Origin of the sequence: Cellulosimicrobium sp. NPDC057862 (assembly GCF_042797035.1) — a bacterium.
Classification (GTDB): Bacteria; Actinomycetota; Actinomycetes; order Actinomycetales; family Cellulomonadaceae; genus Cellulosimicrobium.
In genome coordinates this window covers 338212-351446 of sequence record NZ_JBHVMH010000003.1, presented here as the reverse complement: position 1 = coordinate 351446, position 13235 = coordinate 338212, and the positions used below count along the sequence as shown (strand labels likewise).

The 13235-nt window shown below is 75.5% G+C and carries 14 protein-coding genes; 7 read left to right on the top strand and 7 right to left on the bottom strand.

From position 1 onward, the window contains the following. Positions 1-78: 78 nt before the first annotated feature. A complete protein-coding gene (locus ACFVN3_RS07070; RefSeq protein WP_378232001.1) occupies positions 79-1509 on the bottom strand; it encodes a nicotinate phosphoribosyltransferase in 1431 nt (476 codons plus the stop codon). Positions 1510-1622: 113 nt separating this feature from the next. Here ACFVN3_RS07070 and clpS point away from each other — a divergent pair, with 113 nt between their 5' ends. The 6 genes from clpS (at position 1623) to rdgB (ending at position 5853) form a co-directional block, all read left to right on the top strand. Further along, a complete protein-coding gene (gene clpS / locus ACFVN3_RS07065) occupies positions 1623-1910 on the top strand; it encodes an ATP-dependent Clp protease adapter ClpS (RefSeq protein WP_047233255.1) in 288 nt (95 codons plus the stop codon). Beyond that, on the top strand, positions 1907-2572 hold the full coding sequence (locus ACFVN3_RS07060) for a DUF2017 family protein (RefSeq protein WP_378231999.1): 666 nt from the start codon (positions 1907-1909) through the stop codon (positions 2570-2572). The genes clpS and ACFVN3_RS07060 overlap by 4 nt, the downstream gene beginning before the upstream one ends. 108 nt (positions 2573-2680) lie before the next feature. Continuing rightward, positions 2681-3484: a glutamate racemase gene (gene murI, locus ACFVN3_RS07055; RefSeq protein WP_378231997.1), complete on the top strand. Its 804-nt coding sequence runs from the start codon at positions 2681-2683 to the stop codon at positions 3482-3484. Beyond that, complete coding sequence (locus ACFVN3_RS07050) at positions 3484-4314, top strand: MBL fold metallo-hydrolase (RefSeq protein ID WP_378231995.1); 831 nt, start codon at positions 3484-3486, stop codon at positions 4312-4314. Before murI ends, ACFVN3_RS07050 begins: the two co-directional genes overlap by 1 nt. Before the next feature lie 91 nt (positions 4315-4405). Then, positions 4406-5164, top strand: a complete 759-nt coding sequence (gene rph, locus ACFVN3_RS07045; protein ID WP_378231993.1) for a ribonuclease PH — start codon at positions 4406-4408, stop codon at positions 5162-5164. After that, positions 5161-5853 carry an RdgB/HAM1 family non-canonical purine NTP pyrophosphatase gene (gene rdgB / locus ACFVN3_RS07040; RefSeq protein ID WP_378231991.1) on the top strand — a complete coding sequence of 231 codons (693 nt, stop codon included), beginning with the start codon at positions 5161-5163 and terminating at the stop codon, positions 5851-5853. Before rph ends, rdgB begins: the two co-directional genes overlap by 4 nt. On the opposite strand, the gene ACFVN3_RS07035 is transcribed toward rdgB, so the two are convergent. Next, complete coding sequence (locus ACFVN3_RS07035) at positions 5842-6291, bottom strand: DUF3054 domain-containing protein (protein ID WP_378231989.1); 450 nt, start codon at positions 6289-6291, stop codon at positions 5842-5844. The genes rdgB and ACFVN3_RS07035 overlap by 12 nt on opposite strands. A 122-nt stretch (positions 6292-6413) precedes the next feature. Here ACFVN3_RS07035 and ACFVN3_RS07030 point away from each other — a divergent pair, with 122 nt between their 5' ends. Then, the gene (locus tag ACFVN3_RS07030; protein ID WP_378231987.1) at positions 6414-8048 is read left to right on the top strand and encodes an ABC-F family ATP-binding cassette domain-containing protein; all 1635 of its coding nucleotides are present in this window, start codon (positions 6414-6416) and stop codon (positions 8046-8048) included. A gap of 39 nt (positions 8049-8087) precedes the next feature. On the opposite strand, the gene ACFVN3_RS07025 is transcribed toward ACFVN3_RS07030, so the two are convergent. From ACFVN3_RS07025 to ACFVN3_RS07005, 5 genes are all read right to left on the bottom strand, one after another. Further along, positions 8088-8630, bottom strand: coding sequence for a flavodoxin family protein (locus ACFVN3_RS07025; RefSeq protein ID WP_378231985.1), 543 nt, complete (start codon positions 8628-8630; stop codon positions 8088-8090). 166 nt (positions 8631-8796) lie between these two features. Further along, complete coding sequence (locus ACFVN3_RS07020) at positions 8797-9477, bottom strand: Pr6Pr family membrane protein (protein ID WP_378231983.1); 681 nt, start codon at positions 9475-9477, stop codon at positions 8797-8799. Beyond that, positions 9474-10043, bottom strand: coding sequence for an NUDIX hydrolase family protein (locus ACFVN3_RS07015; RefSeq protein WP_087471623.1), 570 nt, complete (start codon positions 10041-10043; stop codon positions 9474-9476). Before ACFVN3_RS07015 ends, ACFVN3_RS07020 begins: the two co-directional genes overlap by 4 nt. Before the next feature lie 41 nt (positions 10044-10084). After that, the gene (locus tag ACFVN3_RS07010) at positions 10085-11704 is read right to left on the bottom strand and encodes a pyridoxal phosphate-dependent decarboxylase family protein (RefSeq protein ID WP_378231981.1); all 1620 of its coding nucleotides are present in this window, start codon (positions 11702-11704) and stop codon (positions 10085-10087) included. After that, on the bottom strand, positions 11670-13121 hold the full coding sequence (locus ACFVN3_RS07005) for an MFS transporter (RefSeq protein WP_378231979.1): 1452 nt from the start codon (positions 13119-13121) through the stop codon (positions 11670-11672). Before ACFVN3_RS07005 ends, ACFVN3_RS07010 begins: the two co-directional genes overlap by 35 nt. Positions 13122-13235 lie beyond the last annotated feature (114 nt).

Genomic DNA, 13235 nt, shown 5'->3' with positions numbered 1-13235 from the left:
GTCTCCGGGACGCGACGTCGCGTGGCGGCCTCGGCGCCCGGGGGCGTGCCGGCCGCCCGCCCGGCCGATCACCGCAGGTCAGGGGAGCGTGCGTACGACCGTCGGGATCGCCGGGTCGCCCGCTGAGAGGCGGCGGGCGCCGCGCGGCAGCTCGGCGCGGGCCTCGCGGTGGCGGAGGGCCGCGTTCTGCACGCCGTAGGACCCGACCCAGCGCGAGTCGACCGCGCCGTCGACGACGAGGGGGACCTGGAGCGGGCGCAGGTCGCCGTCGTCGGCCTCCCACTCCCGGACGGCGAGGTCGGCGCCGGTGACGACGACCTCCTCGACCGCGCGCCCGTCGACGTCGTACCGGCGCGCGGCGACCTTGCGCCCGCCGGTGCTGGTCTTGGCCGTGGACGCCTTCGCGACGGGCTGGAGCACGCCGGAGGAGTCGGCGCGGGCGACGAGCTTGTAGACCATGCCGCACGTGGGCGCGCCCGAACCGGTGACGAGCGACGTGCCGACGCCGTAGGAGTCGACGGGCGCGGCGGCGAGCGACGCGATGGCGTACTCGTCGAGGTCGGACGTGACGGTGATCTTCGTGTCGTGCGCGCCGAGGGAGTCGAGCTGGCGGCGCACCTCGACGGCGAGCACGCCGAGGTCGCCCGAGTCGAGGCGGACCGCACCGAGGCGACCGCCGGCGGCGCGGACGGCGTTCTGGACGCCTCTGCGCACGTCGTAGGTGTCGACGAGGAGCGTGGTCCCGGGGCCGAGCGAGGCGACCTGCGAGGCGAAGGCCGCCTCCTCGTCGTCGTGCAGGAGCGTGAAGGCGTGCGCGGCGGTGCCGATGGTCGCCAGCCCGTAGCGGCGTCCCGCCTCGAGGTTGGACGTCCCGGCGAACCCGCCGACCACGGCGGCGCGTGCCGCGGCGACCGCGGCCTGCTCGTGCGCGCGCCGCGCACCCATCTCGAGGCACGGGCGCTCGACGGCGGCGCTCGTCATGCGCGACGCGGCGGAGGCGACGGCGGAGTCGTAGTTGAGGATCGACAGCACGAGCGTCTCGAGCAGGACCGCCTCGGCGAACGTGCCCTCGACGCTCATCACGGGCGACTGCGGGAAGAAGACCTCGCCCTCGGCGTACCCGGAGACGGTCCCGGTGAACCGGTAGCCGGCGAGGTACTCGAGCGTGCGGTCGTCGACGACCGACTGCGCGTGGAGCCAGTCGAGCTCCTCGGTGCCGAAGCGGAACGACGACAGCGCCTCGAGGACGCGTCCCGTCCCCGCGAGAACCCCGTACCGGCGCCCCGGGGGGAGTCGGCGCGTGAAGACCTCGAACAGGCAGTGCCGGTCGGCGGTGCCGTCCGCGAGCGCGGCTTGGAGCATCGTCAGCTCGTAGCGGTCGGTGAGGAGGGCGGTCGACGCGACCGGCTGGTAGGGCGGGCGCTGCGTCGCCGGGCCGGCCTGTCGTCCTAGCGAGGCAGCGCTGTCGGTGGGGGCGAGGGCGACGCTGCCCGGGTCGGCGAGGCTCATGCGGAATACGGTAGGGCAGCGGCCGGCGCGACGGGCGTCGACAGGCCCACGAATACAGTGGTGGCGTGAGCCCCCAGCCGATCTTCACCCGCGCCACCGGCGCGCGGGCGTCCGTGACCGTGCCCGAGGAGGCGACGCGGGTCGACGAGACCGTCCTCCCCGACAGCCCGTGGGTCACCCTCGTGTGGAACGACCCGGTCAACCTCATGAGCTATGTCGCGTACGTGTTCGAGTCGTACTTCGGGTACGCCGCGGAGCGCGCCCACGAGCTCATGCTCCAGGTGCACCAGGAGGGTCGCGCCGTGGTGTCGACAGGCGACCGCGAGCGCATGGAGGTCGACGTGCAGGCGATGCACTCGTTCGGGCTGTGGGCGACGCTCCAGAAGGACGGCGAGCAGTGAAGCCCTTCCGCGCCGAGGCGCACGGGTACGTCGCGGAGCTCGAGCCGTCGGAGCGGATCGTGCTCGCGCAGCTCGCGGGCGACGTCGCGCAGATGCTCCAGGAGGGCGTGCCGGGGCGGGCACCGGGCGAGCCCGGGCCGCCCGTGCCCGACGACGCGTGGTCGCCCCCCGGCTGGACGGGCCCGGTGCCCGGCGGGCACGCGACGGACGCGACGCCGCCGCCCGACCCGGCGGTGCGGCGTCTGCTCCCGGACGCGTCGGACGACGTCGAGGTGGCGGCCGAGTTCCGGCGGTTCACGCAGGACGACCTGGCGGCGCGCAAGGTCGGGCGGCTGGTGCTGCTGGCGCGCATGCTCGTGGACTCGGAGCCGTCCGAGGCGGCCCCGTTCGCGGTCGCCCGCGAGGAGGCCAAGGACGTCGCGGGGGCGCTGACGGACGTGCGCCTGGTGCTCGCCGAGCGGCTCGGCCTCCGGACCGACGAGCAGGTCGAGGGCCTGTACGACGAGCTGGACCGCGAGGGCGACGACGGCCCGGACGACGGCGAGGTGGGCGGCGCGCCGCGCCGCTTCCTCGTGAGCGTGTTCCTGCTGACGGGCCTCCTCCAGGAGTCGCTCGTGGACGGCATGCTCGCCGACCTCCGGGCGGGGCGCGGCGGGTCCTGAGGGTCGGCCCGCGCGTCGGACTCGGCACGGCCCCCTGTGGGCGCTGCCACAGACGGGAGCCGCGGTTCGGTGCGCCTCGCGTGCGGGCGCGCCAGTAGGCTCGGGCGGGTGAACGACGCTCCCATCGGGATCTTCGACTCGGGCGTGGGCGGCCTGACCGTCGCGCGCTCGATCCTGGACCAGCTCCCGAACGAGTCCCTCCTCTACATCGGGGACACCGCGAACGGCCCCTACGGGCCCAAGCCGCTCGCGGCGGTCCGGGCGATGGCGCTGGCGATCATGGACCAGCTCGTCGACGACGGCGTGAAGATGCTCGTCATCGCGTGCAACTCGGCCTCCTCGGCGGTCCTGCGCGACGCGCGCGAGCGGTACACGCAGCGCCACGGCCTGCCGGTCGTCGAGGTGATCCTCCCGGCGGCGCGGCGCGCGGTCGCGGCGACGCGCTCGGGGCGGATCGGGGTCATCGGGACGCGCGCCACCATCACGTCGCGGTCCTACGAGGACGCCTTCGCCGTCACGCCGGGCCTGCACCTGACGACCCAGGCGTGCCCGGACTTCGTGCCCCTCGTCGAGCAGGGCGTGACGTCGGGGCCCGAGGTGCTGGAGGTCGCGCACCGCTACCTCGACCCCGTCAAGGCGGAGGGCGTCGACACGCTCGTGCTCGGGTGCACCCACTACCCCCTGCTGACGGGCGCGATCTCGTACGTCATGGGCGAGGAGGTCACGCTCGTGTCGAGCGCGGAGGAGACGGCCAAGGACGTCTACCGCACGCTCGTCGCGCACGACCTCGAGCGCTCGCGCGACGCGGGCCCGCCGCGGCACCGCTTCCTCGCGACGGGGAGCGCGGAGCCGTTCGAGCACCTCGCGCGCCGGTTCCTCGGCCCCGAGGTGCTCAGCGTGGAGGCTGCCTGATGCGCCTCGTCACGGTCGGGTGCTCGGGGTCGTTCGCGGGGCCCGAGTCGCCCGCGTCGTCGTACCTCGTCCAGGTCCCGGCCTCCGAGGCCGAGGCCGCGGGGTTCGAGGCGCGCGACTGGAACGTCGTGCTCGACCTCGGCAACGGGTCTCTGGGCGCGCTCCAGCGGTTCGTCGACCCGCTCGACCTCGACGCCGTCGCGCTGTCGCACCTGCATCCCGACCACTTCGTCGACGTCTGCGGGCTGTACGTGTACCTGCGCTACCACCCCGAGCGCGGCTCGACCCGCACCGGGGTGCCGAGCCGCCTCGCGGTGCTGGGCCCGTCGGGGACGGCGGCGCGCGTCGAGGCCGCGTACGGGGCCGAGCCCGGCGACGGGATGAGCGAGGAGCTCGACGTGCGGGTCTGGGACCCGCGCACGCCCGTGCGGGTGGGACCGCTCACGCTCGAGCCGTACCGCGTGTTCCACCCGGTCGAGGCGTACGGCGTCCGCGTCACGGGGCCGTCGTCGCTGCGGCCGGGCGAGCAGGCCGTGCTCGCGTACACGGGCGACACCGACGCGTGCGACGGCGTCGTCGAGCTCGCGCGCGACGCCGACCTGCTGCTGTCGGAGGCAGCGTTCCACGAGGGCCGGGACGACGGCGTCGAGCGCGGCATCCATCTCACGGGGCGCCGGGCGGGCGAGGTCGCGACGGCGGCCGGCGCGCACCGCCTGGTGCTGACCCACCTCCCCGCGTGGAACGACCCCGAGCGCTCGCGCGCGGAGGCCCGCGAGTCGTACGCGGGCCGAGTCGACGTGGCGACCACGGGCGCAGTCTTCGACCTCTGACCGTGAGTGCGTGAAATAGTCGCGCCGCAGGCCGATCGGCGCGACTATTTCATGCACTCAGCGGGTGTCGGGGGGTCGGTAAGGTGGCCGCATGACCACCCCTGCCTCTTCCGCGGTCGTGCGCGCCGACGGCCGCACGCCCGACCAGCTCCGCCCCGTGACCATCACCCGCCACTGGCTCGACCAGGCCGAGGGCAGCGTGCTCGTCGAGTTCGGCCGCACGCGCGTGCTGTGCGCGGCGTCGTTCACGGAGGGCGTGCCGCGCTGGCGCAAGGGGTCGGGCGAGGGCTGGGTCACCGCCGAGTACGCGATGCTCCCGCGCGCGACCAACGAGCGCAGCCAGCGCGAGTCGGTCAAGGGCAAGATCGGCGGCCGCACGCACGAGATCTCGCGCCTCGTCGGCCGGTCCCTGCGCGCGATCATCGACGTCTCGGCGCTCGGCGAGAACACGATCGTGCTCGACTGCGACGTCCTCCAGGCCGACGGCGGCACGCGCACCGCCGCGATCACCGGAGCCTACGTGGCGCTCGCCGACGCGGTCGCGTGGGGCCAACGCCACGGCCACATCAAGGGCGGCAAGCCCGTGCTGACCGACTCCGTCGCCGCCGTGAGCGTCGGGATCATCGACGGCACGCCCATGCTCGACCTCCCCTACGTGGAGGACGTGCGCGCCGAGACGGACATGAACGTCGTCGTCACGGGCTCGGGCACGTTCGTCGAGGTGCAGGGCACCGCCGAGCACGCCCCGTTCGACCGCGCCGAGCTCGACGCGCTGCTCGACCTCGCCGTCGCGGGCGCCGCGGACCTCACGGCGATCCAGCGCGCGGCGCTCGCGACGGACGCGCGGTGAGCGGCGCTCCCGAGGCGACGGGCGTCGTCGTGCCCGACGGCGCGCGCCTCGTCCTCGCGACGCACAACCCGGGCAAGATCGCCGAGCTGCGCGCCATCCTGGCGGCTGAGCTCGACGCGCACCCCGGCCTCGAGCTGGCGCCCGGGGCGATCGTCGGTGCCGGCGACGTCGGCGCGCCCGAGCCCGTCGAGGACGGCGTGACGTTCGCCGAGAACGCGCTCATCAAGGCGCGCGCCCTGGTCGCGGCCACCGGGCTGCCGGCCGTCGCGGACGACTCCGGTCTCGCCGTCGACGTGCTGGGCGGCGCGCCGGGCATCTTCTCCGCCCGCTGGGCCGGGCGGCACGGCGACGACGTCGCGAACCTCGAGCTCCTGCTCGCCCAGCTCGGGGACGTGCGCGCCGAGCACCGGGCCGCGGGCTTCGTGTGCGCTGCGGCGCTCGTCACGCCCGACGGTACCGAGGTGGTGCGCACGGGCGAGATGCGCGGGACGCTGCTCACCGCGCCGCGGGGCGAGAACGGGTTCGGGTACGACCCGATCCTCCTGCCGGAGGAGCAGCCGGGCGGCGTCGAGAACGGTGCCCGGTCCGCGGCCGAGCTGAGCCCGGCGGAGAAGAACGCGATCAGCCACCGGGGCAAGGCGTTCCGCGCCCTCGCCCCGGACGTCGTCGCCGCCCTGTCAGCGCGGTAGCGGGCCGCCGGCGAGGTCGCGCGCGCGCCGCCGCCGGTCTCCCGGTCGGAGCACGCCGACGAGCGCGACCACGCCACGCCAGCCCAGCATCGTCACCGCGAGGAACCCGAAGGACACGAGCTGGAACGCCGGGGCGACGCCCTGGCCGGTGAGGACGCGCAGGAGGACGCCGAGCGCCCAGGTGCAGGCCCAGATGACCACTCCCGCCGGCCACAGGGCCCACGGGCGGCGCCACGCGCGCGTGACGAGCCAGCCCAGCGCGGCGCCTGCCGCGAACGGCCAGGCGACGACGAGCAGCCGGGCCATGCCCTCGTCGGCGGAGTGCGTCGCGAGGCCGCCGCTCGCGAGCGCCAGGACGCACGCGACGTCGGCGAGGGCGGCGAGCAGGACGAGCCCGGGACGGCGCGGGCTCGCTCCGGTGGGCGCGGGGTCGGTCATGCTCACGACCGTACCCCGCCCGCGGGATCGACCCGGACGGTCGAGGTCGAACCTCAGGGGGCCGATCTCGCGACGCGGGGGTCGATCTCGCGGAGGCCACGTCGCCACCTAGGGTGGTCCCCGTGCATCTCGCCGCCGACGACCTCGCCTTCGCCTACCCCGGACGTCCCGTCCTCGACGGCGTGAGCCTGCGCGTGGCCGGAGGGACGCGGCTGGGCGTCGTGGGGGAGAACGGCACGGGCAAGTCGACGCTGCTGCACGTGCTCTCGGGTGACCTGACCCCCGGCCGCGGGGAGGTGCGCCGCGCGGGCTCGCTCGCGCTCGTCGAGCAGGAGCTCGCGATCGAGCCGGGCCAGACCGTCGGCACGCTCGTCGCCGCGACGCTGAGCGGGCTGCGGGCGGTCGCCGCCGAGCTCGAGGCCGCGGCCCGCGACTTCGACCACGAGGCCGGGGACCTCGCCGAGCTCACGGAGATCCTCGCGCGGGCCGAGCACCTCGCCGTGTGGGACGCCGACCGCCGCGTCGACGTCGCGCTGTCCCGGCTCGGTGCGTGCAGGGACCGGGACCGCGAGCTCGCGACGCTGTCCGTGGGCGAGCGCTACCGCGTGCGGCTCGCGTGCCGGCTCGCCGAGCGCGCCGACCTGCTGCTCCTCGACGAGCCCACCAACCACCTCGACGCGGGCGGGATCGACTTCCTCACGGGCGAGCTCGTCGCGTGGCGCGGGGGAGTCGTCATGGTCACGCACGACCGCCAGCTCCTCGACGACGTCGCGACCGAGATCCTCGACCTCGACCCCGCCATGGACGGGAAGCCGGTGCTCTACGGGCAGCCGGGGTACCTGTCCTACCGGTTCGCGAAGAACCAGGCGCTGCACCGCTGGCGCCAGCGGTTCCGGGCGGAGCAGAAGCGCGCGGAGAAGCTCGCCGCCGTGCTCGACGCGTCGTACGAGGGCCTGTCCGACGAGTGGCGCCCGCCCAAGGGCAGCCAGAAGCACCGCCGCGCCACGCGCGCCCGCCTCCACGTCAAGGCCGCCGACCGGCGACTCCAGCAGCTCGAGGCGGAGGCCGTCGAGGTTCCGGTGCCACCGCTCCAGCTCGTCTTCCCCGAGCTCCCCGCGATGTCTCCCGGCTGGGACCCGGGCGACGCGGTGCTCGAGCTGCGCAGCCCGCGCGTCGGGCCCGACGGCGGCGCGCGCCTCGACCTGCCCGGGAACCGGGTCGCGCTCCCGCCCAGCGGGCGGCTCCTCGTGACCGGGCCGAACGGGAGCGGGAAGTCGACCTTCCTCGCGGCGCTCGCGGGCCTCGTGGCCCTGGACCGGGGGACGCGATCCGTGGTCGACGGCGTGCGCCTGGGCGTCGTGGCGCAGGAGGGACCCGCCCTGCCGCCGGACGCAGAGCACCGCACGGGGTTCGACGAGTACGCGCGCGAGGCCCTCGAGCTGCTCGACGCGAACCGGCTGGACCCGGACCACCTCGTGCCCGTGGCGTTCCTCGGCCTGCTCACCGAGGAGGACCTGGAGCGCCCGCTGCGCGAGCTGTCCGCGGGGCAGCGGCGCCGGTTCGACCTCGCCCGGGCGCTCCTGGCCGCGCCGCACGTGCTGATCCTCGACGAGCCGACCAACCACCTCTCGATCGACCTCGTCGACGAGCTCACGCAGGCGCTGCGGGTCACGCCCGCGGCCGTGGTCGTCGCGACGCACGACCGGCGCATGCGCGAGGACCTCGAGGACTGGCCGCGGCTCGAGCTCGCGGGCTGACCCGGGCGGCGGACCGCGCCGACCCCGCGGGGCGCTCCCTCAGCGGCCCTCGACCGGGCTGCCCGCCGGGACGAGGAGCTTGCCCAGCGCGCGGCCCCACGCCCGCGCGCGGTCCAGCTCGCCGTCGTCGAGCGGGCCCTCCACGTCCCCGACGTAGAACGACGCCGGGGGAGTGACCAGGCGGAAGCCGGCCCGGCGGAGCACCTTGGCCGCCCCGCGCGCGGCGGAGCCCGGCAGGGGCTTGACCTTGGTGACGCGCGTGTCGAACGTCGCGGCCAGCCGCGCCTCGTCCTGGCGCGGGACGGACTCGACCCACTCGCGCAGACCCGTCGCGCGGTCGGACACGTCCCCGCTCGCGCGCTGCACGGCCTCGGCGCGGGTCGCGGGCCGGGTCATGCCGAACGCGTGCGTCGGGCCGCCGGCGACCACGAGGCCCATGTGCCGGAGCGCCTCGGGGCTCGCCGCCGGGTCGGTCACGTCGACCACCGTCACGCGGACCGTCTCGCCCAGCCCCTCGGCGACGGCCTGCGCGACCCGTTCGCTGTTCCCGTACATCGACTCGTAGACCACTGCGGCATCCATGGCGCGCCCCTTCGTCGTACGCCCGTCCGGGCCGGACGGGTCCCCTCCCTCCAGCGTCCGGGCGGGGGCGTGCCCGACCCAGGGTCGAGCGGACGAAGGACGGAGGCCCTTGGTCCTTCGTGGTGCGGCTGTCCGCGCGACCGTCGCGGGGTCTCGGACGGAGGCGTCAGGGCGCCGGGCGCAACCGCGTGTCGACCCAGCGCAGGAGCCAGGCCAGCGCGAGGAAGATCACCGCGACGACCGCGGTGTTGAGCAGCGCCCGGGGGTAGCCGATGTCGGTCACCCGCATGAACGGGTACGGGTACCAGTCCGTGAGCACTCCCTGGACGAAGACGTAGACGATCCAGGTGAGCGGCGCGGCGAGCGACCACCAGACGGTCCGCGTGTCGATCCGTGGTCGAGGACCGACGACGAGCCACCCGACGACCGCGAGGAGCGGCCCTGCCTGATGCATGAACAGGTTGGTCACCATGCCGGCCACGCTCAGCTCCTGCAGCCCGGCGAGGACCGTGTTGTAGACGATCCCGGTGACGGCGATGCACAGCAGCGCGTCGAGGCGCGCGACCCTGAACAGACGACCGTCGCGCCGCGGGTCCACGACGAGCATCGTCGACGTCACGCCCACCGCGATGTTGGACAGGATCGTGAAGTAGCTGAAGAACCGGACGACGAGCTCCGCGTACCCGGTCCCGTCGACGGGGCCGCGGGAGAGCGTGGCTCCGAGCTCCCAGACGACGCCGGCGAGCGTCATCGCGGCGACGACCCCGTGCCACCACCGTGCTCCCGTCGCGCGCCCGCGCGCCGTCGTCGTCGCCGTCGCGACCGAGCGGTCTGCCGGGCCGGTCACGGCAACCGGCCGACGTACGCCATCGCCTGGCGCAGCAGCACGCCCTGGCCGCCCCGCATCTCGAGCTGTACCTCGTCGCTGCACGCCTGCTCGGGCGTGAGCCACGCGAGCTCGAGCGCGTTCTGCTGCGGGCGGCAGTCGCCCGTCACCGGCACGACGTACGCGAGCGACACCGCGTGCTGGCGCGGGTCGTGGTAGGACGTGATGCCCGGCGTCGGGAAGTACTCGGCGACCGTGAACGGCTGCGGCGACGCGGGGACCTGGGGGAGCGCGACCGGGCCGAGGTCCTTCTCGATGTGGCGCAGCAGGGCGTCGCGGATGCGCTCGTGGAACATCACGCGGCCGGAGACGAGGGCGCGCGTCATCATGCCCTCCGGCGTGACGCGCAGCAGGAGACCGACGGCGACGACGTCGCCGGAGTCGTCGACCCGCACCGGGACGGCGTCCACGTAGACGAGCGGGAGCTGCGCGCGCGCGACCGCGATCTCCTCGGGGCTGAGCCAGCCCGCAGGCTGCGGGTTCTCGTGGGAGAAGTCGTCGGGCACGAAGTCGGCGGTGTCGGTCACGCGACTGTTCTACCCCGTGCGGTGCGCCGGGGCGAGTCCGCTCACGGCGTACCGGGACCGGCGGGCGGCTCGGCGACCCGCGCGACGATCTCGACGAGCGCCCGTTCGGCCACCGCGGCGGGCAGCACCTCCATGACCGCCATGAGCGGTGCGAGCCGGTCGGGCAGGACGGAGCGGGTCGTCCCGCGGGGCTCGCCACCGTCCGCGGAGAGCGCCGCGAGCAGCGCCTCCCAGACGGCGTCGGCGCCGGGCTCCGGCAGAGGGGCGTCGGCGTCGGGCCCGGGGGCGAACGCCCCGGCGAGCGCGCCGAGCACGGCGCTCACGTCGGGCCGCGGCTCGCCGCGCACCGCGTCGGCACCCTGCACGAGCGCCGCGACGAGGTCGTCGAGGCCGGCCTCGGTCACCGGGGTGACCGTGAGGTGGGTCGTGTGCGGCAGGTGGGTCCCGTCGTCCTGGGCGAGGCCGGGCTGGGGCTGGAGGACCCAGCCGAGCGATCGGACGGCGTCGGCCCACTGGTGCGGGTCGACCTGCCGCGCGAGCGGCACCGTCTCGTCGCACGCCACCGCGACCAGGGGACCGGTGGGGCGGCCGACGACGCGCAGCCCGTCGATCCCCTCGATCGCCTCGTGCAGGGCCCGGGTCGCGCGGACGCACCGCGCGGTGAGGGCCGTGTACCCGGGCGTGCCCAGGGCCTGGCTCACCGCCCACGCCGCCGCGAGCGGGGCCGCCGAGCGCGAGCCGGACGTCGTCGGGTTGACCACCGGGTAGCCGGGCCAGCCCGTCGTCGCGAAGAACTGGCGGCGCTGGCGGTCGCGGCCGCGGACGAGCAGGACCGACGTGCCCTTCGGCGCGTAGCCGTACTTGTGCACGTCGGCGGAGATGCTCGTCACGCCCGGCACCGAGAAGTCGAACGCCGGCACCGGGTCGCCGCCCGCGCCCTCCCAGAACGGCAGGACCCACCCGCCGACGCACGCGTCGACGTGCACCGGCACGCCGCGCGCGGCGGCTGCGGCGGCGACGTCCGCCACCGGGTCGACGACGCCGTGCGGGTACGACGGCGCGGACACGACGACCAGCGCGACGTCGTCGTCGAGCTCCGCGACGAGGTCGGTGGCCACGAGGGTCCCGGTCGCGGGGTCGACCGGGACGAGCGTGAGGTCGACCTCGAGGTACTGCGCGGCCTTGCGGAACGCCGCGTGCACGCTCACCGGGGCGACGACGCGGGGGCGAACGCCGGGCCGGGCCGCGCGCGCGGCGTCGCGGGCGATCTTCACCGCGAGCAGGCAGCTCTCGGTCCCGCCGGAGGTCACCGAGCCCACGACCGCGTCCGGACCCGTCGCGGGACCGCGGAGCATGCTCCGGGCGAAGGCGACGAGATCGGACTCCATGACGGCGACCGACGTGAAGGTCGTCGGGTCCAGGCCGTTGACGGGCTGGACCGCGCGAGCGGCCGCGGCGGCGAGCTCGTCGAGCTCGGCGAGTCCCGGGTCGTAGACGTAGGACAGGACGCGGCCCCCGTGCGTCGGGGCGTCGGCGGCGCGGAGCGTGGCGAGCCGGTCGAGGATCCCGTCCGTGCGCAGGGGGACGTCGCCGGACGGCGCCGCCCCGGGGCGCTCCGAGGAGAGGTCAGTCGTGGGCTCGGTCGGTGGGGGCGTGGTCACGCGGCAGCTCCGGTGCTGTGTCGTCGATGTCCCCCTTGCGCAGACCGTACCGTACGAGGGGTACGAGGCTCACCAGCACGAGGACCGCGGGGACGACCGAGAACGACAGGGCGATCCCGTCGACGGCGGCGTCCGGCTGCGCGACCGTCTCGCCCGCCCGCGTCGACACGTACCCCGTGACACCGAGGACGAGAGAGAGCACGGCGGCGCCGAGCGCCATGCCGGTCGTCTCGCCCGCCGTCCAGACGCCGCTGAAGGCCCCGCCGCGGCCCTCGCCGTGCGTGCGCGCGTCGTGGGCGATGACGTCCGGGAGCATGGCGAGCGGGAGCGCCTGCATGCCCGCGTAGGCGATCCCGGCGAGCGCCGTCGGCACGTACACCCAGGCGCCGGGCGCCCACAGGAGCGGGACCATGCCGAGCGCGGCGACCGCGAAGAGCACCGTGGCGACGACGAACCCGCGCTCCTTCCCGTCGCGGCGCGCGAGCCGGGTCCACAGCGGCATGCAGAGCAGGGCGGGGGCGATGAGGGCTGCGAAGAGGTAGCTCACCGCGGCCTCGTCGTGCAGCACGTACCGCGCGACGTACGCCGCCCCGGCGAGCATGAGGCCGGTGGCGACCGCCTGGAGGAAGAACGCGGCGAGCAGCGTGCGGAACGGCCGCGAGCGGCGCAGCGCGTCGAACGCCTCGCGGACCGCGAGGGTCCACGCGCGCGCGGCGGACGTCGAGGCGGCGGGGGCGAGGGGCGTCGTGCCCGCGACCGGCGCCGAGTCCTCCGTGGAGGCCGAGCGGCCGGTCCGGGGGGCGACGCGGGTGGCGACGAGCATGCCCGCGCCGATGACCACGCCGGACACGACGCCCATGACGAGGTAGCCCGAGGTCGAGTCGCCGCCGCCTCGCAGCGCGGGCCCGCCCGCGCCGAACAGCAGGATGGCGAACGCGAGCGCCGCGACGCGCCACGCGAGCAACCGCGTGCGGCCGTCGTAGGTCGGGTCGAGCTCGGCCGGCAGGGCGATGTAGGGGACCTGGAAGAGGGAGAACGACGTCGCGGCGAGGAGGAACGCGACGAGCACCCAGATCGCCGCGGCGGTCGGTCCCGCCGCGGCGGGGACGGCGAACGTCAACGCGAAGAAGACGGGCAGGGTGAGAGCGCCGATCGTCATGAAGCGCCGGCGCGAGCCGGTGCGGGCGAGGTCGCGGTCGGAGCCGTACCCGATGAACGGGTCGATCACGACGTCCCAGACCTTCGCCCCGGTCACGATGAGCCCCGCGACCGCGGCGGGGACCGCGAGCGCGTCGGTCAGGTACACGAGCAGCACGAGCCCGGGCAGGGTGCCGAAGCCCCCGGTGCCGACCGAACCGGCGGCGTAGCCGGCGATCGTGGCGCGCGAGAGCCGAGGTGTGGTGGTGGCGTTCGTCACAGGGGCAGCGTAGAGGCTGGTCGGGCGCGGGGCGGCCCGGGTGCGTGCCGCACCAGGGCGGCGAGGGGAATACGTGGGGGAGGATCGTTGCTCTACGAGGCAGACACCCCCACC